This is a genomic window from Microlunatus sp. GCM10028923, assembly GCF_042666975.1.
Taxonomy (GTDB): domain Bacteria; phylum Actinomycetota; class Actinomycetes; order Propionibacteriales; family Propionibacteriaceae; genus Microlunatus.
Genome location: NZ_JBHTFF010000012.1, coordinates 213229 through 237773, shown reverse-complemented (window position 1 = coordinate 237773; position 24545 = coordinate 213229). Strand labels below are relative to the sequence as shown.

The window sequence follows — 24545 nt, the reverse complement described above, 5'->3', positions numbered from 1 at the left end:
AACCCCCTCGACGTGTCATCGATGCTCGACCCCGAACACAAGCCGAGTGCTGGGCGGGAGATCGCCCACCGGATCAAGGGGTATCTCGCCGTCCTGCTCGCGGCCGCGGTGCTCATCTTCGGCGCCTCCTTCGTCTGGAACAAGACGACGGAGTTCATCACCACCTTCGGCGAGGTGCCGGACTACCCGGGACCGGGCGGCGACGAGGTGACGGTGATCGTGCCGGAGGGTTCCTCGCTGGACCAGATCGGCGGCACGCTGCGGGAAGCCGATGTGATCAAGTCGACCCAGGCCTGGGAGAAGGTCGTCGACCGCGAACCGCGGGCCAACACGATCCAGGCCGGTCGCTACCGGATGCGGCTGCAGATGAAGGCGGTCGACGCCCTGACGCTGCTGGTCAACCCCGGCGACTCGCGGGTCCGGGCCCAGTTCCAGGTCAAGGAGGGGCTGCGGCTCTCCGAGCAGATCGATGCGCTCGTGAAGAGCACCAAGATCGACAAGAAGGAGTTCGAGGCGGCGCTGAAGAAGCCGAAGGAGCTGGGCCTGCCCAGCTACGCCAAGAACAACCCGGAGGGCGTCCTGTTCCCGGAGACGTACGAGCTCGTCGAGAGCGCCACCGCCAAGTCGGTGCTGAAGCAGATGACGGCGCAGTACGCGAAGGTGGCCAAGGACCTGAACCTCACGGAACGGGCCAAGAAGATCGGCAAGAGCCCGTACGAGGTGCTGATCGTGGCCAGCATCCTGGACAAGGAGGTCCGCCGTGCCGAGGACCGGCCGAAGGCGGCCCGGGTGATCTACAACCGGCTGGACAAGAAGTGGAACCTCGGCCTGGACTCGACCGTGCTCTACGCGGTCAACTCCAAGAGCGCGGTGACCACGCCGGAGCAGCGGAATTCGAAGTCGCCGTACAACACGTACAAGGTGAAGGGGCTGCCGCCCGGGCCGATCTCGGCGCCCGGCAAGGCGGCGATCGAGGCCGCGCTGGCCCCGGCCGACGGCTCCTGGATGTACTTCGTCACGGTCAACCTGGACACCGGTGAGACCAAGTTCGTCAACACCTCGGCGGAGTTCGACCAGATCGTCCGTGAGTTCCAGGCCTGGTGCCAGGCGAACCCGGGAACCTGCAAGTGACGCATCCACTTCCGGAACGTGGCGGCGCCCTGACACGCTGTGCCGTGCTCGGCTCGCCGATCGCGCACTCGCTGTCGCCGGTGATGCACCATGCGGCGTACGCGTCGCTCGGGCTGGTCGACTGGGACTACCAGGCCTACCAGGTCGATGATCAGGAACTGGCCGGCTTCGTCGCCGGCTGCGACGCGACCTGGCGCGGGCTGAGCCTGACCATGCCGCTCAAGTTCGCCGCGATGTCGCTCGGCGAGGTCGACGAGGTCGCCGCGCTGGCCGGTGCCGCGAACACGTTGATCTTCGAGTCCCGCGGCCGCCGCGTGTACAACACCGACGTCGGCGGCCTGGTCTGGGCGCTGCAGTTCGCCGGTGACCGTCCCGGGCTCGACAAGATCGAGACGGCGACCGTGCTCGGCGCCGGCGCCACCTCGCGCTCGGCCCTGGTCTCGCTCGGCGAGCTCGGCGCCCGGCGGATCGCCATCGTGGCCCGTACCCCGGCGAAGGCGGAACGCCTGCGCGGCCTGGCCGCCGCGCTCCAGATCGAGCTGACCATCCAGCCCTGGGGGACCGACCTGCCGAAGGCCGACGTCCTGCTGTCCACCGTGACCGCCGGCGGCGCCGACGCGGTCGCCGACGAGGCGGCGGCGAGCGCCGACGTGATCTTCGACGCGATCTACGAAGGCTGGCCGACCGCCCTGGCTACCGCCGCCGACCGGGCCGGCAAGCGCGTCGTCAACGGCCTCGACCTGCTGGCCGGCCAGGGTGCCGTGCAGGTCCACCTGATGACCGGCCAACAGGTCGACCCCCGCCTCCTCCTCGACGCCGCCCACCACGCCCTGACCCCGAGCCCCGAAGCCTTCTGAGGCTGGCCGGAGTTGAGCGGCGCACCGGACGAGACGTTGGTGCGCGGCCTGCTGCGGGAGCAGCACGGCGATCTTGCTGATCTTGAACTCGCCTTCGCTGCTGCCGGTGGTGATCATCAGCTGTGGCGGCTCGGTCCGGAGCTCGTGGTCCGGCTGCCCCACCACGACGATGCCGCCGAACAGGACGTCAATGAACTGGCCTGGCTACCGGCGATCGCCGCCCGGATGCCGGTCTCGATCCCGGTCCCCGTTCGAGCGGGGCAGGCGTCCGCACTGTTCCCTCGGACCTGGATGATCACGACCTGGGTCACCGGCACCCCGGCCGACGTGGCGCCCCTGTCGGCCGTCGAAGCTGCGGATCAGCTTGCGGCCGCACTCAAGGCGCTCCACGTCGCCGCACCGGCGAAGGCCCCGGCAACCCAGCGGCCGACCCTCGACCGGCTGGCTGCTCGGTTCGAACAGAACCTCGACTACGCCGACGAGGCTGACGTCACAGCGCTCCGCGACCACTGGCGTACGGCGGTTGCCGCCGAGGAGTCGTCCGGCCCGCCCGTCTGGATCCATGGTGATCTTCACCCCTCCAACGTGTTGACCAACGACGGCGAGCTGGTCGGCATGATCGACTTCGGCCTGCTTTCGGCGGGCGACCCGGCCGTCGATCTCGGAGCGGCCTGGGCTCTGCTGCCGGCGGCCCTGATGCCCCGCTTCTTCGAGCGGTACGGAACTCCCGACACCGCGACGATCCGCAGAGCCGCCGGGTGGGCGGCGTACATCGGCCTGAGCCTGATCGCGATGGGCCAGCCACGACACCGCGGTGAGCCTTGGCATCGGTCGGCCTTCCTGGACATCGGCCGGAGAACGGTGCGGGCCCTGTCCGATCACCCTGTGTCCCGTTCATAAAAATGCGTTGACGGTCGCCAAAGCGGCTGCCAGCCTGGCGGTGATCATTTCCGAGCGTGAGAGGAGTACAGCATGCGAATCGCTGCCGTCACCTCCGCGTCAGCCTGCCGCTGACCCCACTGCCTGAACGGACGGTCTTCGATCCCGTCCCCGGCGCTTCTTGCGCGCCCGCTCCGCAGTCCCGCTTGTCCAGAAGGTCCTTGATCATGAGAAGCATCGCGGTCCACCTCGTCCTCCGGTACGGCGTGGGACCGATGGGCTGTCGCCCTTCCGCATAGCCGATCCCGTTTCTGCACGCCTTCCGGTGCCGGAGGAGTTTCCGCAACCCTTCTGACACGTCAGGGAGACGTTCACCGTGCGCGACCACGTACGGCGCTGCCGCCTGCCCGCGAACCGCGGGCAGGGCTGAGATGCGCCCAGCCAAAACGAAGATCAAGAAGTTCCGGATGAACCCGAAGTACGTCCACCACCGATCCGAAGGACTCACCCGGCGGCAGAACGCAGCGACCAAGGTGTTGATCATCGACGGAAGGAGGTCCGAGGCACGCCGGCCGGAGTCCGGCGGCCGTCGTGATCTTGACCGCCGGTGATCCGGTCACAGAAGTTTTCTCGGCGGTGATGTCGAAAAGCCGGCCGGTCGCCCGAAGGACGGGTACGGGCCGGACCGGCCGGCCCATCGGCAGAGGGGAATTCCCGTGCGACGCATCATCGCTTCGACCTACACGACGCTCGACGGCTTCATCGACAACCCGCACGAGTGGTCGCTGCAGTACCACGATCAGACGGCCCAGCAGTACGCCCTCGACCTGACCCTCGGCGCCGGCGCGCTGCTGCTGGGCCGGGTCACCTACGAGGGAATGGCCCAGGCCTGGCCGACGATGGGCGGCAACCCGTACGCCGATCACGTCAACAGCATGGAGAAGTACGTCGTCGCGTCCCGGCCCGTCGACACCAGCGCCTGGAACCCGACGACCGTGATCCCGGGCCGGGATCTGATCACCGCGGTCCAGCGGCTCAAGGAGACCGAGGGCGCCGATGTCCTGGTCTGGGGCAACGGGCAGCTCACCGATGCCCTGGCGACGGCCGGGCTGCTCGACGAATACCGGATCTGGACCTACCCGGTCCTCAAGGGCGCGGGGGAGCCGCTGTTCCGCCCCGCGAGCCGGACCGGCCTGGCGCACGTCGAGACCACCACCTTCGGCAGCGGCGTGGTCGTCTCGACCTACCGCGTCGCCGCGGCCGGACAGGAGTGACGCGATGAATCCCGACGTCACCGACTACCTCGCCAAGACCCGGCCCTGGCAGCAGGAGCAGGGCGCCCTGCTCCGCGCGGCCGTAAACGGCGCGCTGCCGCAGGTCGAGGAGGTCCTCCAGTACGGCAAGCCGCACTTCCAGGTGGACGGCCGGATGGTCGCGGTGCTGCACGTGGCCGCGGCTAAGGTCTCGTTCATGGTGTTCGACGCGGGCGACGTCGAGCCCGTCCCGGGACTGCTCCGCTCGCTCGGCGCCGGCGACCGCAAGGTCGTCGACCTCCGCGACGGCGACACCGTGGACTCCGAGTTCATCGCCGACCTGTTGCGCCGCACCGCCGGCCGAGACTGAGACGAGGAGTACCGATCGTGCGCGTGATGGTGATGACGAAGGGCGACGCCGCCGACGAGGGCCGGGGCGAGCCGACGACCGAGATGTTCGAGCAGATGCGCGTCTTCAACGAGCAGCTCGTCAAGGCCGGCATCATGCTCGGCGGCGAGGGGCTGAAACCGAGCAGTGCCGGGGCCAAGGTCGCCTTCACCAGGTCCGGGACCTCGGTGATCGACGGCCCGTTCACCGAGTCCAAGGAGGTGATCGCGGGCTACTGGATCTGGGAGGTCAGTTCGCTGGCCGAGGCGGTCGAATGGGCCAAACGGTGCCCGTACGATCCCGCGTACGGCGACGCCCAGGTCCTGGAGATCCGGCCGTTGTTCGACCTGGACGACTTCGCCGAGACGGTCGACGCCGAGACCCTGGACCGCAGCGAGCGGCTGCAGCACCCCGGCGCGGACTGAACCCCGATCGTCATGGAACTCCGCGCGTCGGTCGAGGCGCTGTGGCGGATCGAGGCGCCCCAGTTGATCGCGACCCTGGCCCGGCGGATCGGGAATCTCGATCTCGCCGAGGACCTGGCGGCCGAGGCGTTCGTCGCGGCCCTGGAGCAGTGGCCCGTCGAGGGCGTACCGCCTCGTCCGGGTGCCTGGCTGATGACGACGGCGTGGCACAAGGCGATCGACCGGGCCCGGCGCGAGGAGACGGCCCGCCGGAAGGCGCCGCTCCTCGTCGCCGGGCCGGGCGACGACGCCTCCGCGGAGGCGCTCGACCCGATCCCGGACGACCTGCTCACCATGCTGTTCACCACCTGCCATCCGCTGCTGTCGCCCGAGTCCCGGGTCGCCCTCACCCTGCGCCTGTTCGGCGGGCTCACCACCGACGAGATCGCCCGGGCGTTCCTGGCGCCGTCGGCGACCATCGGGCAGCGGATCTCGCGGGCGAAGCGGACGCTCGCCGAGGCCCGGGTCCCGATCGAGGCGCCGTCGGCCGCGGACCTGCCCGAGCGTCTGCTGGTGGTGCTGGACGTGCTCTATCTGATCTTCAACGAGGGCTATTCGGCGTCCTCCGGCGAGCAGGTGGTCCGTGCGGACCTGGCCGTCGAGGCGATGCGGATGGGCCGGGTCCTGGCCGGGCTGGTGCCGACCGAGCCCGAGGTGTTCGGGCTGGTCGCCCTGATGGAACTGCAGACCTCCCGGTTCCGGACCCGGGTCGACGATCACGGGATCCCGGTTCGGCTCGAAGATCAAGATCGGCGGCGCTGGGACCGGACCTTGATCAACCACGGCCTCGGCATGCTGGACCGGGCGTTCGCCCTGGCGCGGCCCCTCGGCCCGTACGCGCTGCAGGCCGCCATCTCCGCCTGCCACGCCCGCGCGATCACCTTCGCGGACACCGACTGGAGTGCGATCCTCGCCCTCTACGACGCCCTCGGCCAGGTCACCGCGTCGCCCGTGGTGCAACTGAACCGCGCCGTCGCCGTCCTCCACATCGACGGACCCGAGGCGGCGCTGGCCGCGACCGCACCGCTGCTCGAGGACCGCCGGCTCACCGGCTACCACCTGCTCGGCGCCGTCCGCGGCGACTTGCTCGGCCGCCTGGGCCGGCACACCGAGGCCGCCGAGGAACTGGAACGGGCCGCCGGGCTCGCGCCGACGAGACAGGAACGGCAGCTGCTGCTCAGCCGGATGACCGACGCGCTCGCCGCGGCCGCGAAGGGCCCGGCCTGATCAGGACCTCAGGAGGTCAGGGCGTCGGGGTGCGGCCGGCCGAGCAGCCAGTCGATGAAGCGCCGCCGCGGGTGCCGGGCCTTGATCACGCCCGAGGTGACGCCGCCGGTCACCCGGATCGTGTGGCCGTACGGACCGCCGTCGCCGTGCACCTTGTTCACGATGCTGCCGCTGGAACTGCTCACGTCCTCCATCACCACCGTCCAGCCCCGGTGCGGCACCACGAGCACCACCGAGCCGGACTTCGCGTTCGCGTGGACGTGGACCTCCCGATCCTCGATCCGGGCCTGGGTGAAGTCGAGCTTGATCGTTCCGGACGTGCACTCGGCGATGATCTCGGCCGGCACCGTCCAGACCCCGGTGCGCTTGATCGTTCCGCTCTTGGTCCGCAGGGCCAGCGGCCGGGTCTCGTTCCGGACCGGCACCAGGTCGAAGGTCACGGCGACCAGTTCGGCCCGGGTCTTGGCCTGGTACGCCGCCGTCAGCCGTTCGTCCAGTTCGTCCAGGTCGAGCCGCCCGTCCGACACCGCGACCCGCAACTGTTCGGCGGCGCGCTCGCGTTCGGCGTCGCTGACGCGGGCAGCCGGCAGCGGCAGCGAGGAATCCGGGGTGTCAGACATCGCCGCCATGCTACCGAACGGCACCGCGCCGGCGGCCTACTTCGGCGTGTACGTGAGCACGACGGCCCCGTTGCCGACCTCGGTCACCTGGACCAGGTCGAGGTTGCGGGTCACCCCGGGCAGAAGTTGATCACCGGCGCCGGCGACGAACGGGAAGATCCACAGGTGCAGCTCGTCCAGCTGGCCGCCGTCCAGCAGGGCCTGACTGAAGCTGCCGGTGCCGTATTTGATCAAGGTCCCGGAGCCGGCCTGCTTGAGTTCGCCGACGGCGGCGACGGCATCGCCGGGCAACCGCTGGGCGTTCCAGGTCAGTTCGGTGTCGGCGTGGGTGGCGACGTGCTTGGGCAGGGCGTTGAACTTGGTGGCGAACGCGTCGGTCTGGCCGGGCCAGGTCGCGGCGAAGACCTCGTAGGTGGCCCGGCCGAGGACCATCGCCTCGGCGGAGTCCAGCAGCTCGGTGTTGTAGGCGACGTGCCGGTCGTCGCGGAACTGGCTCTGGGTGGCCCAGAAGCTCTCCCCGCCGATCTTGCCGTCGAGCGAGAGATACGTGGATTCGATCAGTTTCCTCATGATCATGGACGGTAGGCAAGGAACCGGCGCCGGTCTTGTACCGAACCGCCGATCACAGGTCGAGGAACATCCCGCCCCGGGCGACCTCGCCCGGCGTGTGCCCGATCAATCGGCGCAGTGCCCGGGTCAGCTGCGGCTGGTCGTAGAAGCCGGTGCCGGCGACCACGTCGCCGATCGGGATGCCGGACCGGAGCCACCGGGCGGCGGTACGGGTCCGTTCGATCAACCGGAACGTCCGCCGGGACAGCCCGACCGCGCGCAGGAACCGGCTCTGCGCGGTCCGGTCGGCGACCGGCACCGCGCAGCCGTACCGGAACTCCTCGACCAGCGGATCGAAGATCAACAACCCGGCCCGCTCCAGCCGGTCCACGAACACGTCGATGTTGTCCGGCGTCGGCGTCTCCCAGGCCCGGCCGCCGAGCAGCACCCGGCCGTCCGGCAGCGTCGGCAGCACGGTGTCGCTCATGTTGATCAAGCGGGCGGGCTGGACGACCGTGAGATAGGCGCCGGTCCGGAAGTCGGCGCCGAAGAACTCCGCTCCGGCCGAGCAGGTCAGGGGAGTGGCCCGGGTCGCCGGCCCGCGCAGGTGCACGGTGGTGACGCCGCCGACCCGTACGCAGCCGAGGCCCGAGGTGTACGAGGCGAGCGAACTGAACGGCGTCGGGCGGGCACAGTCGGCCGACCAGATCCGGCCCAGCCGGCGGTCGGGCTCGTCGACGGTGTCGATGTGCAACCCGATCATCCCGGCTCCCTCCCGTCAGCCTTCGCGGCCGAAGACCTGGCGGATCTCCGACTCGCCGGACCAGCCCGGCCAGGTGCGCCGGTGCAGGTCCATGAAGCGCCGGGTCCAGGCGACGACCTCGGCCCGGTCGGCGACATCGTAAACCGCATATGCGCCGATCGGGGCGGGCTCGTCGAACGGGCCGTCGCTGGTGATTAACTCGCCGTCGGCGACGGTGATCTTGGTCGCGGTCGTGATCGGCAGCAACCCGGCCGTGTCGACCAGGACCCCGGCCGCGGCGGCCTCCGCGCCGAGCGCGGCCATGCCCTCGTGCAGGGCCGGCGGCGGGAACCCGTGCGCCTCGGAAGTACGCAGGATCGAGATGAAGCGCATGATCATCCGCCCGTTCAGGACCGCGGCCCGGCCGTACGGTTCCGCAGCATCAGCAGCGTGATCCAGGTCCAACCGAGCGCCACCGCGACGCTGAAGGCGATATTGAGTGCGGGCCGGCCGCCGCTGGCGCCGATGCCGACGAACGAGGCGAGGTAGAAGACGCCGGTGATCAGCGAGAAGACCGCCCAGCCGGGCCGGCCGTTCTTGCGCTGCCACCAGGCCAGCGCCAGCGCCGCGACGATCAGGCCGAGGAAGCCGATCGCGCCGGCCAGGAAGTGGCCGAGCCCGTGCCAGCTGATCGTCTCCGGCGGCGTGGTCGGAGTCCCTGGCGGGAAACCGGCCACCGGGTCGGCCGTCATCATCCCGGCGGCCGTGACGCCGAGTCCGTAGATCAGCAGGCCGATCGCGGTGACCCGCGGCACGGCGCCGCGCAGTCCGGCGACGCCGAGCACGGTGAGCAGTCCGGTGGTGATCATCATCGCGGAGTGGACCCAGCCGCCCGGTCCGTTGGCGAGCACGCTGAGCGGGTGGATCCGGAGGTCGAAGCCGTCCCGGACCAGGGCCTCGACGGTGCCGATGCCGACGTAGAGCGGACCGGCGATCGCGCCGGCGAGCAACAGTGTGTTCTTCATGACCAGGACTCTGCGGCCCGGCGCTTCAGAAACCCTTCAGGCCCGCCTCCGGTTCCTCGACCAGGGACTGTCAGCCATCGCGATTAGCCTCTCGGCATGACCCGACTCGGTGACCACCCGCTCAACCCGATCCTGCCGGCCCAGGACGGCGACCGCGCCCGCGCGTTCTATCGCGACGTGCTCGGCCTGAAGCTGCTCTCCGGACCCGACCAGGACCCGATGGCGTTCGACGCCGCGGGCACCATGATCGCGCTCTCCGAGCTGACCGACCGGGTGCCGCCGCCGTACCCGGTGGTCAGCTTCATGGTCACCGGCATCGAGCAGCTCGTCGACGAACTGGCCGAGGCCGGCGCGGAGATCCTGCCGCTCGGCAAGGGCAGCTTCGCCGGCGTCGAGGGCGTGCCGCGCGGCCGGGTGATGGACTACGGCCCGGTGAAATCGGTCTGGATCCGTGACTCGGAGGGCAACATCCTGGCCCTGAACGAGATGGTCGGCTGAGCCGACCGTCGGTGCCCGAGCCCGTCGGCGATCAGCCCGGAGCCCGTACCCACCCCCTCAACTTCGACCGACCGGGCATCAGTGCAGCGACACGCCGCGGAAACGGCTGCTTTTGTGCCCGGTCGGCGGAGGTGAGGGGCGGAGTATGGGGGAGTGCGATTCGGGGTGTTGGGGCCGGTGGCGGCGTGGACCGACGACGGCGCAGCGGTGCGCATCCCGGACCGTAAGGTCCGCGCACTGCTCGCCGATCTGTTGCTGCACGCCGGCCGGCCGGTGTCGGCGGCGTCCCTGATCGACGACGTCTGGGGCGATGCGCTGCCGGTCAACCCGATGTCGACGCTGCAGACCCGGATCTCGCAGTTGCGCCGGGCGTTGGAGACCGCCGAACCGGGTGCCCGGGAACTGGTCCGGACGGCGGCGCCGGGCTACCTGATCACGGTGCCGGCCGAGGCGATGGACGCCGGCCGGTTCCGGGCCCTGGCGACCCGGGCCCGGCAGACCGGCAGCGTACGGATGCGGGCGGCGACCCTGGCCGACGCGCTCACCCTGTGGCGCGGCCCCGCGTACGCCGACTTCGCAGAGGAAACCTTCCCGAGGGCCGCGATCGACCGGCTGGACGAGGAGCGGCTGGCCGTCCAGGAGGCCTACGCCGAGGCTCGGCTGGAACTCGGCGAGCATGATCACCTGGTGGCCGAGGTCGCCGAACTGGTCGCCGCCAATCCACTCCGGCAGCGGCTCCGGGCCGTCCAGCTGAGGGCGCTGGCCCGGGCCGGCCGGCAGGCCGAGGCGCTGCAGAGCTACGCGGACCTGCGGCACCGGCTGGCCGACGAACTCGGCCTCGACCCGAGCCCGGACCTGGTCGAGCTGCACCAGCGGATCCTCACCGACGACCCCACGCTCGGCCCGCAGCCGAGCGAAGCGCCGGTCGGGAACCTGCCGGCACCGGTGACCGACCTGATCGGCCGCGACGACGACCTGGCCGAGCTGACCGAACGGCTCCCCGGGACCAGGCTGATCACGCTGACCGGGCCCGGCGGCGTCGGCAAGACCAGCCTCGCGCTGGCCGTCGCGCGACGTCACGACGGCGACGCCTGGCTGGTCGAGCTGGCCGACCTGGAACCCGGCGCCGAACCGGCCCGGCTGGCCGAGGCGGTCGCCGCCGCAGCAGCTGAACGCGGGCCGGACGCGCTGCTCGTGCTGGACAACTGCGAGCACGTGATCGACGCCGCGGCCGACCTGGCGACCGGGCTGCTGGCCGGCGAGGCCGGGCTGCGGATCCTCGCCACCAGCCGCGAGGCGCTCGGCGTCGCGGGGGAGCAGCGCTGGCCGGTGCCGCCGCTGCCGCTGCCCGGCCCCGACACCGACGCGACCGACAGCGCGGCGGTCCAGCTGTTCACCGCCCGGGCCGCCGCGGCCGATCCCCGCTTCCGGCTCGGCCCGGACAACGTCGCGGCGGTGGCCGACCTGTGCCGCCGGCTGGACGGCCTGCCGCTGGCGCTGGAACTGGCCGCCAGCCGGGTCGCGGCGCTCGACGTCCGTGATCTTGCGGAACGGCTCGACGACCGCCGCCGGCAGCGCGGCCGGCCGGACCGGCAGCAGACCCTGACCTCGATCGTCGAGTGGAGCTGGGAGTTGCTGACCACGCCGGAACGGGCGGTGCTGCGCCGCCTCGCACCGCACCCGGGCGGCTGCACCCTGGCCGCGGCCGAAGCCGTCTGCGCGGGCGACGTGGTGCCGGTCGCCGACGTCGCCGAACTGCTCGGCCGGCTGGTCGACCGTTCCCTGGTGGTACGGATCGACGGCAGCGCCGGGTCCCGCTACCGGCTGCTGGAACTGGTCCGCGCGTTCGCCACCGAGCGGCTGGTCGCGGCCGGCGAGGCGGACGACGTCCGGCGCCGCTACGACCGCTACTTCGCCGGCCTGGCCCAGCGCACCGAGCCCAGGCTGTACGGGCACAGCGAGCTGTTCGCCTATCTCGGCGGTCTCTACTCCGACCGGCCCGACCGCCGCCACGAACCGGGCCGGCGGCACCAGACCGTGACCTCCGCGGACGGCACCACGATCGCCGCCGAGGTGTACGGCAGCGGCCCGGCGGTCGTCCTGGTCGGTGGCGCGCTGAACGACCGGCGCACCTTCCGGCCGCTGGCGGAGCACCTGGCCGGGCGGTTCACCATGATCACGTACGACCGGCGCGGCCGCGGTGACAGCGGCGACGCCGGGACCGACGGGCCCGCGGTGGTGGGCCGGGAGATCGAGGACCTGGCCGCGGTGGTCCGGCTGGCCGGCGGCTCGGCGTACGCGCTCGGCGTCTCGTCCGGCGCCGTGCTGGCCGCCGAGGCCGCGGCCCGCGGGGTGCCGATCGACGGCCTGTTGCTGATCGAGCCGCCGTTCATCCTGGATCCGGCCCGGCCGCCGATGCCGCCCGACTTCGCCGACCGGCTGCGCGACCTGGTCGCCCGCGGCCGGCCCGGCGACGCGGTCGAGGCCTTCCTGGTCACGGCGGTCGAGATGCCGGCCGAGGTGGTCGCGCCGATGCGCAACGCGCCGCTCTGGCCCGACCTGGAGGCGGTCGCGCCGACGCTGGCGTACGACCTCGAGGTGATGGGCGACTTCGGCCTGCCGCCGCACTGGGCCGCCGCGATCACCGTACCGACGCTGGTCGTGGACGGCGAGCAGAGCCGCTCCTGGCGCCGGACCACCGCTCAGCGGGTGGCCGACCTGCTCCCGCGGGGCCGCCGGCTGACCATGGCCGGCCAGCCGCACGACGTCGAGCCGGCCGTGCTCGGCCCGATCATCGAGAGCTTCGTCGACGCGGCTCAGGCACCGGAGTCGAGCCGCCACCAGTCGTTCCGCTGAGCCCCGCCGCCCGGCCAGAACTCCAGCAGATCGCCCGGCGCCAGCCCGAGGGACCGCTCGAGTTCGCTCGGCGTCAGGCTGCGCAGCGAGTCCGACAACGACCGGGTCAGGTCCAGCCAGTAGCCGCGCAGGGTGGTCTCGCTGACGTACAGCTCCTTGGCCAGTTGGGCGTACGTCAGCCCGCGCGCCCGTCCGTGCAGCAGCTGGCGTTGCCGCTCGCTGAGCAGGGTGATGCAGTTGCGCCGGACCAGCACCTCGAGGATCCCGATCACCGACTGCGGAACCGCGGTGCCGCCGGCCGCGACCTCGAGGATGAGCTGCTCGGCCCGGCCGGTCGGCAGCGCCTTGGACACGACGCCAGCGGCGCCGGCGGCGATGCAGGCGGCGAGCACGAAGCGGCGCTCCTCCTGGCTGTAGACGCAGACCCGATGGGCGCCCGTCAGGGCCCGGATCGCGGCGATGCCCTGCCGCACGTCCGGCTGCTGTTCGAGATTGGCCAGATGCAGATCGAGTAGCACAAGATCGACTTCCGGGCGCTGCCGCAGCAGTTCCTCGACGTTGGCCACGGCGGTGATCACTTCCAGGCCGGGCATCAGGAGGCCGACCGACTCGCGGATCAGCGACGCGTCGTCGACGACAGCGACCCGCGGCCTCATGCGGTCTCCCCGGCCGGATCACGGTCCCGGTGTACGGCCACCGGCGCCGCGCCGGACGTGATCGTCACGGTCGTCCCCTCGCCGACCGCCGAGTTGATCATGACCTCGAGGCCGCGTCGCCGCAGTTCACCCAGGACGACCTCGCGGAGCCCGACGCCGGTGGCGACCTGCTCCGGGTCGAAGCCGACCCCGTCGTCCCGCACGGTCAGCCGCCAGTTCTCCTCAGTGCCGCGGTCGAGGTGGACCACGACGCTGTCGGCGCGGGCGTGCCGGCGAACGTTGAGCAGCAGGCTGTCCAGGGCCCGTTCGAGCGCCTCGGCCTGATCGGCCGGGAGTTCCAGGCCGGCGCCGAGGTCGAGCAGGGCGTCGACGTTGAGATCGGCGTACCGGTCGCACACGGTGGTGATCATGGAACCGAGCCCGACGGTCGCACCGGTGCCGGCTTCCCGGTCGGGGCCGGCGCGGCCGCGCAGGTAGGCGCGCATCCGCCGGAGTTCCACCTCGGCCTGGTCGATCAGCCGGCGCCGGGTGTCGTCGGATCCGGGCTCGGTGAGCAGCCGCATCAGCGCGACGCCGTTGTGCATGGTGAGCTGGGCCCGGCGTTCCTCCTCGCGCCGGGCCAGTTCGGCGGCGCGGGCCCGGGACGCGTCGGCGTCGGCGGCGATCCGCCGGGTGAAGCCGAAGAACATGCGCGCGATCAGGGCGTACACGACGAAGGTCAGGATATTGCCGAGCGCGTTGAAGGTCTGGTCACCGGCCAGCTCCCGGCCGAGATAGACGACGTAGCAGCCGATCACGCCGAGCAGCCCGCCCACCCAGACGCTGCGCTGGCGGACGCCGCTGGCCGTGTAGATCACCGACAACGCGTTCGCCGACTGGTAGGTGACCCAGCTGCCGAGCCGGTCGCCCGGCGCCAGCACCAGCGGCCCGAGCAGCAGCTGGCCGCACGCCAGGGCGAAGTCGATCACCGCGCCGACCGTGCCGAGCGGGCGGCGCCGGACCAGGGTCAGCACGCTCACCGTGACCGCGGCTCCGGCGGCAGCCAGCCAGCAGATCAGGTAGCCGGTGCCGTTCGGGGAGGTCGTGACACCGAGGTGAACCGACGGCACCATCTGCGCCACCGTGCCGAGCCGGATCCCTGCGATGAAGTACGAGAACGCCCGCTCGATGCCCGCCCTCGTGGTGGGCAACTCAGCAACCCGCCACAAACCGCTCCGACCGCTCATGGTTCCTCTCGGGTCGCCGACGCGTACGCGCTCAGCTTCGCGGATTCGTTGGGTCACAGCGCGCCCACAGGCCGCAAGGATCGGAAGTACTTCGGCCGGTCCGGCCGGAGCCGACGAATCAGGGATCCGAGAGGAGCTGTCGATGCGACGAGTGCTGACCCTGCTCGCCACGCTGGCCATGATCGCCGGCCTGGGCTTGGCCACGGCCGCGCCGGCCGAGGCGAAGCCGCCGCGCGGCAACGCGAAGAACAATGCGGTGATCTTCGTGCACGGCTTCGCGCCGTCCGGCAAGACCAACTGCGAGAACACCTGGCGGAACACGAAGAACCACTTCCGGAACAAGGGCTGGACCGGACGGCTGCTGACCTTCGGCTACTACAGCGGCGACGAGAACTGCAGCCACCGCTACAAGGGCAGCCGGAACACGTCGATCCACACGGTCGGCCGCAAGCTGGCCTGGTACATCTACGACAACTTCACCAGCAAGAACAAGAAGGTCGACGTGGTGGCGCATTCGATGGGCGGACTGGCGATCCGGTCGGCGCTGCTGAACGTGCAGCGCAACACCAAGGGCTGGCCCAAGCGCCTCTACGTCGAGGACGTGATCACGATGGCCACGCCGCACAAGGGAACCCACGTCGCCAAGGCCTGCATCGCCTACCGGCAGTGCCAGCAGCTGAATCCGGGAAGTAGCTTCTTCAAGCAGGTCGAGGTGCTCGGCAAGGGGACCGGCGGTCGCCCGAAGCTGCCCGGGGCCGAGATGGGCGCGCGCTGGACCGTGATGTCCTCCTACGAGGACGACACGGTCTCGGAGGGCGGCGGTGTCGAGGTGGATGCGCACCACCGGATCCAATACAACGCCGCCCGCTGCGCGGGTGACAAGAAGCGCCTGGAGCACTCGCACTTCCCGCGCAAGGTCGCCGGTGCCTTCTGTCTCCGGGTCTACACCCGTGGCTCCGGCTGGTCCGGTTGGTCGAAGAAGACCTCCGCGGTGGATCGGGCCTACCAGGCCGCCTACCTGCACGCCAGCAGGTAACCCCGGCGTGCTGTCCGGGCCCGGCCACGCGAGCCGGGCCCGGACAGCACGATGGAGCTCCGTACGTTCGTGAAAGACTGACCGTCATGCTCCGTTGGCTCACCGCCGGTGAATCTCACGGCCCCGCTCTGGTGGCCACCCTGGAAGGACTTCCGGCCCACGTCCGGGTCACCTCCGACGACATCGCGCAGGCTCTCGCCCGGCGCCGGCTCGGCTACGGCCGCGGCGCCCGGATGAAGTTCGAGGCGGACGCGGTGACCATCCTTGGCGGCGTCCGGCACGGCGAGTCGCAGGGCGGGCCGGTCGCGATCCAGGTCGGCAACACCGAGTGGCCCAAGTGGGAAGACGTGATGTCCGCGGACCCGGTCGACCCGGCCATCCTGGAGGGCCGCGCCCGCAACGCGCCGCTGACCCGGCCACGGCCCGGGCACGCCGACCTGGCCGGCATGCAGAAGTACGACTTCGACGAGGCCCGGCCGATCCTGGAACGGGCCAGCGCCCGCGAGACCGCGGCCCGGGTCGCCATCGGCCGGGTCGCCCAGAACTTCCTCGAGCAGGCGTACGGGATCACGATCCTCAGCCATGTCGTCGAGCTCGGCACCGCCAAGGCGCCGTACGGGCTGCTGCCCAAGATCGGCGACCTGGCCGCGATCGACGAGAACCCGGTCCGCTGCTTCGACGCCGATGCGACCCAGGCCATGATCGCCGAGGTCGACGCCGCCCAGTCCGACGGCGACACCCTCGGCGGCGTGGTCGAGGTGCTGGCCTGGGGCCTGCCGCCCGGCCTCGGCTCGCACGTGCACGGCGACCGCCGGCTGGACGCCCAACTGGCCGGTGCGCTGATGGGGATCCAGGCGATCAAGGGCGTCGAGGTCGGGGACGGCTTCGAACTGGCCCGGACCCGGGGCAGCGCGGCACACGACGAGATCGTGCCAGGCCCGGGCGGTCCGACCCGGGCCAGCCACCGGGCCGGCGGCACCGAGGGCGGGATGAGCACCGGCGAGGTGCTCCGGGTCAAGGCCGCGATGAAGCCGATCTCCACCGTGCCGCGGGCGCTGCGGACGATCGACGTCCGGACCGGCGAGGAGGCCGTCGCGCACCACCAGCGGTCCGACGTGTGCGCGGTACCGGCGGCCGGCGTGGTGGCCGAGGCGATGGTCGCCCTGGTCGTCGCGAACGCCGCGCTGGAGAAGTTCGGCGGCGACTCGGTGGGGGAGACCCACCGCAACTACGAGACCTACCTGAAGGCGATCGCCGACCGCGGCCTCGGAGTGAGCGGCTGATGCCGCCCGAGACCGTGACGGCCGCGGGCGGGGCCGCCGCCGCGCCGACGACCCCGACGATCGTCCTGATCGGCGCGCCCGGCTCCGGCAAGTCGACCGTCGGCGCCCTGCTGGCCGACCGGCTCGGGGTGCCGTTCGTCGACGTGGACACCGTGATCGAGGAACGGGCCGGCAAGCCGATCGCGGAGATCTTTGCCGACGACGGCGAACCGGCGTTCCGGGAGCTGGAGGCCGCGGTCACGCTGGAACTGCTGGACCGGCCGGGGGTGCTGTCGCTCGGCGGCGGTGCCGTGACCTCGGCCCGGATCCGGGAGGCGCTGGTCGGGCACCGGGTGATCTGGCTCAAGGTGACCGCCGGCACCGCGGCGAAGCGGGTCGGGCTCAACACGGCCCGGCCACTGCTGCTCGGCAACGTGCACGGCACCCTGGTCAAGCTGCTGGCCGAGCGGCAGCCGCTCTACGCCGCGGTCGCCACCGAGGCGCTGGACGTCGACGAACTGCAGCCGGTCGCCATCGTCGACGCGCTGATCGGCACGTCGTCATGATCAAGGAATCAGCATGATCACCGAGATCGAGGTCGCGGCCGAGCAGCCGTACCAGGTGCTGGTCGGGCACGGTCTGCTGGACCGGCTGCCCCCGTTGCTGACCGGTGCGACCCGGGTCGCCGTACTGCACCCGCCGGCCCTGATCGGCGCGGCCGAACGGCTGGCGAAGGTGATCACCGACGCGGGCTCGGAGGTGACCCGGATCGACGTCGGGTCCGGCGAATCGTCGAAGACCGTCGAGATCGCGGCGATGTGCTGGTCGGTGCTCGGCAACGCCGGGTTCACCCGGTCGGACTTGATCATCGGTCTGGGCGGCGGCGCGACCACGGACCTGGCCGGCTTCGTCGCCGCGACCTGGCTCCGCGGGGTCGGCTTGATCACCGTACCGACGACCGTGCTCGGCATGGTCGACGCGGCCGTCGGCGGCAAGACCGGGATCAACACCGCCGAGGGGAAGAACCTGGTCGGTGCGTTCTGGGAGCCGCGCGGCGTCCTCTGTGATCTTGATCTGCTGGACGGACTGCCGCGGGCCGAGGTGATCAGCGGGCTCGCCGAGGTGATCAAGTGCGGCTTCATCGCCGACCCGGTGATCTTGGAACGGGTCGAGGCCGACCCGGCCGCCGCCCGTGAGCTCGGCTCGCCGGTGCTCCGGGAAGTGATCGAGCGGTCCATCGACGTGAAGGCCAAGGTGGTCTCGGCCGATCTCCGCGAAGCGACCTCGGTCGGCAGCGCGGTCGGCCGGGAACTGGTCAACTACGGCCACACCCTCGGCCACGCCATCGAGCGGCGGGAGCACTACCGGTGGCGGCACGGTGAGGCGGTCAGCATCGGGATGGTGTTCGTCGCCGAGCTGTCCCGCCGGGCCGGCTACCTCGACGCCGAGACCGCGTCCCGGCACCGTGCCGTGCTCGGCGCGGTCGGGTTGCCGACCAGCTACGCCGCCGACGCGTACGACGAGCTGCTCGCCACCATGGCCGTGGACAAGAAGACCCGCGGCGGCACGCTCCGGTTCGTGATCTTGGAAGCACTGGCCAAGGCCCGGATCCTGGCCGGCCCGGACCCGGACCTGCTCCGCGAGACGTACCGAGCGATCGCCAGTTAGACCTGCTTGATCATCCCCGGATACCGCGCGACCAGCGGGTCGCTCGTCACGAGGGTCAGGCCCTCGGCGCGCGCCTGCGCGACCAGGATCCGGTCGAACGGGTCCTTGTGGTGCGGCGGGAGTTCCGCCACGTCGGCCGCATGCTCACCGCGGACCGGCAACTCGACATAGCCCGCGTGCAGCAGAGCGCGCTGGAAGCCCAGCGCGTCCACCAGGAAGTCCGCCCGGCCGAGTCCGGACTTGATCGCCAGCTCCCAGATGCTCGCGACGCTGAAGATCAACTCGTGGCCCGCGTCCTCGATGATCTCGCGGGCCGCCGCCGGCAGCCGGTCCGGCTCGGCGGCGGCCCAGAGCAGCAGGTGGGTGTCCAGCAGGACCCGCATCTACCCGGCCCCGAAGGCGTCCGCGATCTCGTCCCGCCCGAGTTCGTCGAAGTCGTCCGGCACCCGGAACTGGCCGGCGAGAAATCCGAGCCGCCGCTCGGCCACCGGCGCCTCGTCGAGCCCGGTGAGCTTCGCCAGCGGCCGGCCGGCCCGGGCGATCATGATCGTCTCGCCCCTCGCCGCGCGTTCCACCAGCTTAGAGAACTGCGTCTTGGCCTCGTGGATGTTGACCGTCGTCATGGTGACCTCCCAGACCTAGTCTAGTCGACTTAGTCCAGTAGACCTACCAGTGATATTCGACGTCCGCCTGGTCGGCTCGCCAGTGCCGGGGATGCGACGTCTCGAGCCAGTCGAGCGGCTCGATGCCGCCGGGGGAGCCGCCGTCGAGGGCGAGCCGGATCGCGGCGCTGAGGTCGCGATCGACTTGTTCGGTACGGGACCGCGGATCGACCGAGACGAACAGGGCGGTGCCGGACCGGGCGACCAGATCGAGGAACTGCCGGTTCTTCTCCCACGGCGTCTGCGGCGTGGCCGGCACGCAGTCGGCGTCCACGGTGAAGAAATGATCATGCTGGGCCAGGCGGAAGGCGAGCGTGTTGACACCCATCTCCCGGGTCCTGGCCCAGTCCCGGCCGGACGTGTCGTCGCCGGTACGTTGCGCGTCGACCAGCCCGGCCGCGAGGTGCCCGACCACGTTGCAGCCGAGCACGGTCGCCCCGGCCGACGCTTCCCGGATCGCCGTATAGAAACGGACCAGCAGCTCGGCGTTGGTCAGCGACCGGTCGGCGAACGACCAGCCGGCGTCGGTCAGGTCCAGCGACATCCCGGGCCCCCAGCGGGCGAAGGTGTCGAAGGTCGAGAAGTCGTGCTTGAGGAAGGTGAACCCCCAGTCGACCAGCCGGGCCACATCGGCGCGGACCAGGTCGATCACCTCGGGCCGGCTGAGATCGAGCGGCTGCTCGGACACCGGCCGCGGTCCCGGCCGGAGCAGCGCCGGGTCCTCGACCGTGGTCAGGGCCGCCGGCCGGAACCAGATGCCCGGCTCCGCGCCGACCTCGCGGATCGCGGCGGCGAGACCCGGCAGGTCGTCGAACAGGCCCGGGATGCCGTGCGTCCACGGGCCGCCCGGCGCACCGCCGCCATCGGTCCAGCCGGCGTCGACGACCCCGTACGGCCGCACCGGGTGACCGTCGGCCAGCTCGACCACAGTCCGGGCGTCGGCGATCACGTTCTCGGGGCCGAAGTCCTTGCCGTACGCGTAGTACCAGTTGTTGGCGCCGACCAGCGGCCGGCGGGCCGGGATCGGGTCGTCGCAGAGAGCGGCGCAGAGCCGCTGGTGCACCAGCCAGGGCGATTCGCCGGGCTCGCCGGAGACCTGCACGATGGTCGCCGCGGCGAGCTCGCGATCACCGAGCAGCACCGGCGCGCCACCGTTGCGGACATTGAGATGCAGGGTCAGGTCGCCGTCGCCGACCTCCCAGGCACAGAACGCTCCCGGCCGGACCTTGACCCCGACCCCGATCGTCACGTCGCCGGTCCGGGCCAGGAAGTACCAGGGCAGGATCCCGGTCGGGACCGGACGCCAGGCCTGGTCGCCGTAGGTCCGTTCCCAGGCGTCGCCCAGCACCAGGCTGTCCGGCGGCAGCGGGAACGGCCAGCGCAACACCAGCCGGCTGACCTCGCCGGACGACCGCAGCCGTACCGTCACCGCGCCGTCCTGTTGATCAAGATCGACCCGGGCCGAGCCGGTGCTGAACCCCGCACTGGACCCGGACATCGGACTCGGTTCCCACCGGTCCGTCGCGATCAGGACGTCAACGGGCTGCTCGAACGCCGGCACCATCCCAGCAGCCTATCCGGGCGCGGACGTTCAGGGGCGCGGGTCGGTGGCCAGGACGGACATGATCAACTCGTCGTGCCACTCGCCGTCCCAGTAGAGGGCGTCGCGGTGCCGGCCCTCGAGGACGAAGCCGAGCTTGGCGTAGGAGGCCTGGGCCCGCGGATTGAACGCGTACACGCCGAGGCTGATCCGGTGCAGGCCGAGCACACCCAGACCGAAGTTGATCACCGCCCGGCCGGCCTCGGTGCCGTAGCCCTGGCCGTAGAACGCGCTGCCGTACAAGGAGATCCGGTAGTTCATCGACTGGTTGTCGACGTCCAGGTCGTTCAGCACGACCTCGCCGATCACCTTGTCGTCATCGGTCCGGACGATCGCCCAGTCGGCCCGGTCCGCGGCGCCGGGCAGCTTGGCCAGCCAGGTCCGGATCTGCTCGTCGGTGAAGGTGGCGTGGGTCCCGGTGAGCTTGCGCCCCTCGTCATCGTCGTCGAGCCCGACGTTCGCCGCCTCGAAATGGTCCGGCCCGAGCTGGGTCAACCGCAGTCGCTCGGTCCGCAGCTCTGGTTGCCGAGCCAAGAGTTGGGTACGCATCACGCCGCAAGGCTAGACTGACCCACTGCCCGGTCGCACCCGGGTTTGCCCCCTCAATTCGCAAGAACAAAAAGGAACGCGCGTGGTCTCAACCAACGACCTGAAGAACGGCATGGTGCTCGACCTGGACGGCCAGCTCTGGACCGTGCTGTGGTTCCAGCATCACAAGCCCGGCAAGGGCAACACCGTGGTGCGGAGCAAGCTGAAGAACGTCCTGTCCGGGAAGATCGTCGACAAGACGTTCAACTCTGACACCAAGGTCGACACCGCGACGGTTGATCGGCGGGACATGCAGTACCTGTACCACGACGGTGCGGGCTTCGTGTTCATGGACCTCACCACGTACGAGCAGCTGTCGATCCCGGACGCCGTCGTCGGCGACGCGAAGAACTACCTGCTCGAGGAGCAGACGGCCACGGTCGCGATCCACGAGGGCAACCCGCTCTACCTCGACATGCCGGCCTCGGTCGAACTGGTGATCACGTACACCGAACCGGGCCTGCAGGGCGACCGCAGCACCGGCGGCACCAAGCCGGCCACCTTGGAGACCGGCCTGCAGGTGCAGGTGCCGCTCTTCGTCACCAACGGCGAGAAGGTCAAGGTGGACACCCGTACGGGTGAGTACCTCGGCCGGATCGGCAGCTGATCGCTCCATGTCCGCACGCAGCAAGGCCCGGAAACGCGCGCTCGACATCCTGTTCGAGTCGGAGTTGCGCGCCCGGGATCCGCTGGAGACCCTGGCTGAACGGACCGCGGACGCCGATCCGCCGGTCCGCGACTACACCCGGGAACTGATCGAGGGCGTGGTCGCCCACGCGAGCGAGATCGACGACCGGATCGTCGGCGCCCTGGCCGGCGGCTGGAGCCTGCCGCGGATGCCGCGGGTCGACCGGAACACCGTCCGGCTGGCGGTGCTGGAGATCGACTACCTGGACGTGCCTGACTCCGTCGCCGTGTCCGAGGCGCTGACTCTGGTCGGCGACCTGTCGACCGACGATTCGCCCGCTTACGTCAACGGGCTGCTGGGCAAGATCGTCGCGACCAAGCCGGCTCCGACGCCGGACTGACCGACCGCCCACGCCATAAACGCAAGCCGTCCCCGAACCCGGAATCCGGGCTGGGGACGGCTTGTGTCGTTACGGCTCAGGTGAGCGGGGCGTCCTTGCGCAGCCGGTCGCCGACGTCGTCGCGGAGCTTCTCCTCGACCTTGCGCAGCTGCTCGATCCGGGCCTCCAGATCGGTCAGCTCCGTCCTGGCCTCGGTGAGCATCCGCTCGGCGTCCTGCTGCGCCTGCGTGGTGACCCGGTCGGCGGTCCGCTGGCTGTTCACCAGCAGGCCGTACTCGTACGAGCGCAGCTCGTTGCCGCCGACCCCGTCCCGGCCCAGCGACGCCGCCTCGTTCGGTTCGGCCAGGCTGTCCCGGACCTTCGCGAGCGCCTGGTGGAAGTCGCCGATGGCGGTGTCGATCCGGCCCTCGAGCTCGTCCAGCGCGTTCCGGACCTTGCCGACGGCCTCGTCCGAGGCCTCCGCCTGATCCCGCGAGCTGGCCTGGGCCGCAGCGAGTACGTCGAGCGCCGCGACCGAGATCCGTTCGGTCGGGTCGTCCAGCGCCTCCGGCAGGAACGGCTTCTCCTCCTCGGCCGGGGGCTCGTCGACCGAAACCTGGCTCGGCTGTCGCTCGTCGGTCGACCCCGTTGCGGGTACGACAGCGGTGGCGGCGGTCGCGACCGGCGGAACCCCGTTCGCGGCGGCGACCTGCTGGGCCGGCGCAACCTCGGCGGCGGCCAGCTCGGCGGCAGCGCCCTCGATCTTCGGCGCGGGCCCGCCCGGCTCCGCAGCGGCCGGCTGCTTGACCAGCTCGACCGTGGTGCGCAGCGGCACCTCGCGAACCAGGATCACCGCGATCAGCGCGACCACGGCGACGATCGCCGCGATCTGGAAGATGTGCCCGGTCGCGTCACCGTACGCGGCCCGGACGATCTCCAGCACCGCCGGCGGCAGCTGCGAGAAGTCCAGGGTCAGGTTGCCGCCGCCGCCCGGGATCTGGATCCCGTGGCTGGCCAGGCCCGCGGTGACATCGGTCTTCACCTGCGCGGCGAGCACGGCGCCCAGCACCGAGACACCGATCGCGCCACCGAGGGTCCGGAAGAAGGCCAGCGTCGCCGAGGCGGCACCGATGTCCCGGACGTCGATGGTGTTCTGGACCGCGAGCACGATGTTCTGCATCATCGCGCCCATGCCGAGCCCCATCAGCGCCATGTAGACCCAGGTCTGCCAGTCCGGCGTGGTGTGGGTGATCGTGCCGAAACCGGTCAGCCCGGCGACCAGCAGAATGCCGCCACCGATCAGGAAGCCCTTCCAGCGCCCGGTCCGGGTGATGATCTGGCCGGAGATCGTGGAGGAGATCAGCATCGCCACCATCAGCGGGATGATCATCAACCCGGCGTGAGTCGGCGTGTAGCCCTTGGCCAGTTGGAAGTACTGGCCGAGGAAGGTGGCGCCGCCGAACATCCCGATCCCGACCGCCGCACTGGCGATGATCATCAACGCCGCGGTCCGGTTGCTCAGCACCCGCAGCGGCACCAGCGGCTCCTTGACCCGCAGCTCGACGATGATCGCGACGGTGATCAAGATCGCCGTGGCGCCCAGGAAGGCCAGCGTCTCCCAGGACCACCAGGCGTACTCGGTGCCGGCGAAGGTCACCCAGAGCAGCGGCAGGCTGGCACCGACGGAGATCAGCAGCGCGCCGACGTAGTCGATCTTGACCGGCCGGCGCAGCGTCGGCACCCGCAGGGTCCGTTGCAGCACGATCAGCGAGATGATCGCCAGCGGTACGCAGACGAAGAAGCACCAGCGCCAGCCGAGCGCGCTGTCCACGATGAAGCCGCCGAGCAGCGGGCCGGAGACCGTGCTGACCGCCATCACGGCGCCCATGTAGCCGGAGTAGCGGCCGCGTTCCCGCGGCGCGATGATCGAGGCCATGATCGCCTGGACCAGGGCGGTCAGGCCGCCCATGCCGAGGCCCTGCAGGATCCGGAAGCCGATCAGCCACGGCACCGTCTGGGCGAACCCGGCGGCGACCGAGCCGATCACGAAGATCCCGATCGACAGCTGGATCAGCAGCTTCTTGTTGAACAGGTCGGACAGCTTGCCCCAGATCGGCGTACTCACCGTGGTCGCCAGCAGCGACGCGGTGATCACCCAGGTGTACTGACGTTGGGTGCCGTTGAGATCACCGATGATCACCGGCAGTGCGGTCGCGACGATGTTGGAGGAGATCATCGCGGTGAACAGTGCGGCCAGCATCCCGGTCAGTGATTCCAGGATCCGGCGATGGCTCATCGCCTCCGGCTGCGGCATCCGTTGCTCGGCAACGGCGGTGGTGGACATGGGTGGA

28 protein-coding genes are annotated in these 24545 nt (G+C 70.9%); 16 read left to right on the top strand and 12 right to left on the bottom strand.

Annotated features, from left to right (window positions below; translation table 11 throughout):
* The first annotated feature begins 21 nt into the window (after window positions 1-21).
* From mltG to ACFQU4_RS26690, 8 genes are all read left to right on the top strand, one after another.
* Entirely contained in the window at window positions 22-1131 is a 1110-nt protein-coding gene (mltG, locus tag ACFQU4_RS26725; RefSeq protein WP_377497888.1) for an endolytic transglycosylase MltG, read from the top strand.
* Window positions 1128-1988: a shikimate dehydrogenase gene (locus tag ACFQU4_RS26720; RefSeq protein WP_377497886.1), complete on the top strand. Its 861-nt coding sequence runs from the start codon at window positions 1128-1130 to the stop codon at window positions 1986-1988. Before mltG ends, ACFQU4_RS26720 begins: the two co-directional genes overlap by 4 nt.
* A 12-nt stretch (window positions 1989-2000) precedes the next feature.
* Entirely contained in the window at window positions 2001-2888 is an 888-nt protein-coding gene (locus ACFQU4_RS26715; RefSeq protein WP_377497884.1) for a phosphotransferase, read from the top strand.
* Between the two features lie 410 nt (window positions 2889-3298).
* Window positions 3299-3478: a hypothetical protein gene (locus ACFQU4_RS26710; protein ID WP_377497882.1), complete on the top strand. Its 180-nt coding sequence runs from the start codon at window positions 3299-3301 to the stop codon at window positions 3476-3478.
* A gap of 105 nt (window positions 3479-3583) precedes the next feature.
* Window positions 3584-4141 carry a dihydrofolate reductase family protein gene (locus tag ACFQU4_RS26705; RefSeq protein ID WP_377497880.1) on the top strand — a complete coding sequence of 186 codons (558 nt, stop codon included), beginning with the start codon at window positions 3584-3586 and terminating at the stop codon, window positions 4139-4141.
* Window positions 4142-4145: 4 nt separating this feature from the next.
* Window positions 4146-4490 (top strand): DUF1801 domain-containing protein, encoded by a 345-nt coding sequence (locus ACFQU4_RS26700; protein WP_377497878.1) that lies wholly within the window; start codon window positions 4146-4148, stop codon window positions 4488-4490.
* Between the two features lie 26 nt (window positions 4491-4516).
* Window positions 4517-4933 carry a YciI family protein gene (locus ACFQU4_RS26695; RefSeq protein ID WP_377497876.1) on the top strand — a complete coding sequence of 139 codons (417 nt, stop codon included), beginning with the start codon at window positions 4517-4519 and terminating at the stop codon, window positions 4931-4933.
* Between the two features lie 12 nt (window positions 4934-4945).
* Window positions 4946-6199 carry an RNA polymerase sigma factor gene (locus ACFQU4_RS26690; RefSeq protein ID WP_377497873.1) on the top strand — a complete coding sequence of 418 codons (1254 nt, stop codon included), beginning with the start codon at window positions 4946-4948 and terminating at the stop codon, window positions 6197-6199.
* 8 nt (window positions 6200-6207) lie between these two features.
* Here ACFQU4_RS26690 and ACFQU4_RS26685 read toward each other — a convergent pair whose 3' ends face one another.
* The 5 genes from ACFQU4_RS26685 to ACFQU4_RS26665 are packed head-to-tail and all read right to left on the bottom strand — an operon-like array spanning window position 6208 to window position 9135.
* Entirely contained in the window at window positions 6208-6819 is a 612-nt protein-coding gene (locus ACFQU4_RS26685) for a DUF1707 domain-containing protein (protein WP_377497872.1), read from the bottom strand.
* 36 nt (window positions 6820-6855) lie between these two features.
* Window positions 6856-7395 carry a dihydrofolate reductase family protein gene (locus tag ACFQU4_RS26680; RefSeq protein ID WP_377497870.1) on the bottom strand — a complete coding sequence of 180 codons (540 nt, stop codon included), beginning with the start codon at window positions 7393-7395 and terminating at the stop codon, window positions 6856-6858.
* Between the two features lie 46 nt (window positions 7396-7441).
* Window positions 7442-8131, bottom strand: coding sequence for a helix-turn-helix domain-containing protein (locus ACFQU4_RS26675; RefSeq protein WP_377497868.1), 690 nt, complete (start codon window positions 8129-8131; stop codon window positions 7442-7444).
* A gap of 15 nt (window positions 8132-8146) precedes the next feature.
* Window positions 8147-8509, bottom strand: coding sequence for a YciI family protein (locus tag ACFQU4_RS26670; protein ID WP_377497866.1), 363 nt, complete (start codon window positions 8507-8509; stop codon window positions 8147-8149).
* An 8-nt stretch (window positions 8510-8517) separates the two neighbouring features.
* A complete protein-coding gene (locus tag ACFQU4_RS26665; RefSeq protein ID WP_377497864.1) occupies window positions 8518-9135 on the bottom strand; it encodes a DUF998 domain-containing protein in 618 nt (205 codons plus the stop codon).
* 96 nt (window positions 9136-9231) lie between these two features.
* Between ACFQU4_RS26665 and ACFQU4_RS26660 the strand changes: the two genes are divergently transcribed.
* Window positions 9232-9633 (top strand): VOC family protein, encoded by a 402-nt coding sequence (locus tag ACFQU4_RS26660; protein ID WP_377497862.1) that lies wholly within the window; start codon window positions 9232-9234, stop codon window positions 9631-9633.
* A 177-nt stretch (window positions 9634-9810) separates the two neighbouring features.
* A complete protein-coding gene (locus tag ACFQU4_RS26655; protein WP_377497860.1) occupies window positions 9811-12489 on the top strand; it encodes an alpha/beta fold hydrolase in 2679 nt (892 codons plus the stop codon).
* On the opposite strand, the gene ACFQU4_RS26650 is transcribed toward ACFQU4_RS26655, so the two are convergent.
* Together ACFQU4_RS26650 and ACFQU4_RS26645 are read right to left on the bottom strand one after the other, a co-directional pair.
* On the bottom strand, window positions 12450-13145 hold the full coding sequence (locus ACFQU4_RS26650; protein WP_377497858.1) for a hypothetical protein: 696 nt from the start codon (window positions 13143-13145) through the stop codon (window positions 12450-12452). The genes ACFQU4_RS26655 and ACFQU4_RS26650 overlap by 40 nt on opposite strands.
* A complete protein-coding gene (locus tag ACFQU4_RS26645; protein ID WP_377497856.1) occupies window positions 13142-14335 on the bottom strand; it encodes a sensor histidine kinase in 1194 nt (397 codons plus the stop codon). Before ACFQU4_RS26645 ends, ACFQU4_RS26650 begins: the two co-directional genes overlap by 4 nt.
* Before the next feature lie 178 nt (window positions 14336-14513).
* Between ACFQU4_RS26645 and ACFQU4_RS26640 the strand changes: the two genes are divergently transcribed.
* The 4 genes from ACFQU4_RS26640 (at window position 14514) to aroB (ending at window position 18337) form a co-directional block, all read left to right on the top strand.
* Window positions 14514-15407, top strand: a complete 894-nt coding sequence (locus ACFQU4_RS26640; protein ID WP_377497854.1) for an esterase/lipase family protein — start codon at window positions 14514-14516, stop codon at window positions 15405-15407.
* Between the two features lie 86 nt (window positions 15408-15493).
* Window positions 15494-16690 carry a chorismate synthase gene (gene aroC, locus ACFQU4_RS26635; protein WP_377497852.1) on the top strand — a complete coding sequence of 399 codons (1197 nt, stop codon included), beginning with the start codon at window positions 15494-15496 and terminating at the stop codon, window positions 16688-16690.
* Complete coding sequence (locus ACFQU4_RS26630; RefSeq protein ID WP_377497850.1) at window positions 16690-17235, top strand: shikimate kinase; 546 nt, start codon at window positions 16690-16692, stop codon at window positions 17233-17235. Before aroC ends, ACFQU4_RS26630 begins: the two co-directional genes overlap by 1 nt.
* Before the next feature lie 13 nt (window positions 17236-17248).
* Window positions 17249-18337 (top strand): 3-dehydroquinate synthase, encoded by a 1089-nt coding sequence (gene aroB, locus ACFQU4_RS26625; protein WP_377497847.1) that lies wholly within the window; start codon window positions 17249-17251, stop codon window positions 18335-18337.
* Here aroB and ACFQU4_RS26620 read toward each other — a convergent pair.
* Genes ACFQU4_RS26620 through ACFQU4_RS26605 form a run of 4 tightly spaced genes read right to left on the bottom strand, consistent with a single transcriptional unit; the run spans window position 18334 to window position 21148 of the window.
* On the bottom strand, window positions 18334-18720 hold the full coding sequence (locus tag ACFQU4_RS26620) for a type II toxin-antitoxin system VapC family toxin (RefSeq protein WP_377497845.1): 387 nt from the start codon (window positions 18718-18720) through the stop codon (window positions 18334-18336). The genes aroB and ACFQU4_RS26620 overlap by 4 nt on opposite strands.
* On the bottom strand, window positions 18721-18960 hold the full coding sequence (locus ACFQU4_RS26615; protein WP_377497843.1) for a type II toxin-antitoxin system Phd/YefM family antitoxin: 240 nt from the start codon (window positions 18958-18960) through the stop codon (window positions 18721-18723).
* A 43-nt stretch (window positions 18961-19003) separates the two neighbouring features.
* Window positions 19004-20563, bottom strand: a complete 1560-nt coding sequence (locus tag ACFQU4_RS26610; protein WP_377497841.1) for a hypothetical protein — start codon at window positions 20561-20563, stop codon at window positions 19004-19006.
* A 27-nt stretch (window positions 20564-20590) separates the two neighbouring features.
* On the bottom strand, window positions 20591-21148 hold the full coding sequence (locus ACFQU4_RS26605; protein WP_377497839.1) for a GNAT family N-acetyltransferase: 558 nt from the start codon (window positions 21146-21148) through the stop codon (window positions 20591-20593).
* A gap of 112 nt (window positions 21149-21260) precedes the next feature.
* Here ACFQU4_RS26605 and efp point away from each other — a divergent pair, with 112 nt between their 5' ends.
* Window positions 21261-21794, top strand: coding sequence for an elongation factor P (efp, locus tag ACFQU4_RS26600; RefSeq protein ID WP_377497963.1), 534 nt, complete (start codon window positions 21261-21263; stop codon window positions 21792-21794).
* Between the two features lie 7 nt (window positions 21795-21801).
* Window positions 21802-22215 carry a transcription antitermination factor NusB gene (gene nusB / locus ACFQU4_RS26595; RefSeq protein WP_377497836.1) on the top strand — a complete coding sequence of 138 codons (414 nt, stop codon included), beginning with the start codon at window positions 21802-21804 and terminating at the stop codon, window positions 22213-22215.
* 76 nt (window positions 22216-22291) lie between these two features.
* Here nusB and ACFQU4_RS26590 read toward each other — a convergent pair whose 3' ends face one another.
* On the bottom strand, window positions 22292-24538 hold the full coding sequence (locus tag ACFQU4_RS26590) for an MFS transporter (RefSeq protein ID WP_377497834.1): 2247 nt from the start codon (window positions 24536-24538) through the stop codon (window positions 22292-22294).
* Window positions 24539-24545 lie beyond the last annotated feature (7 nt).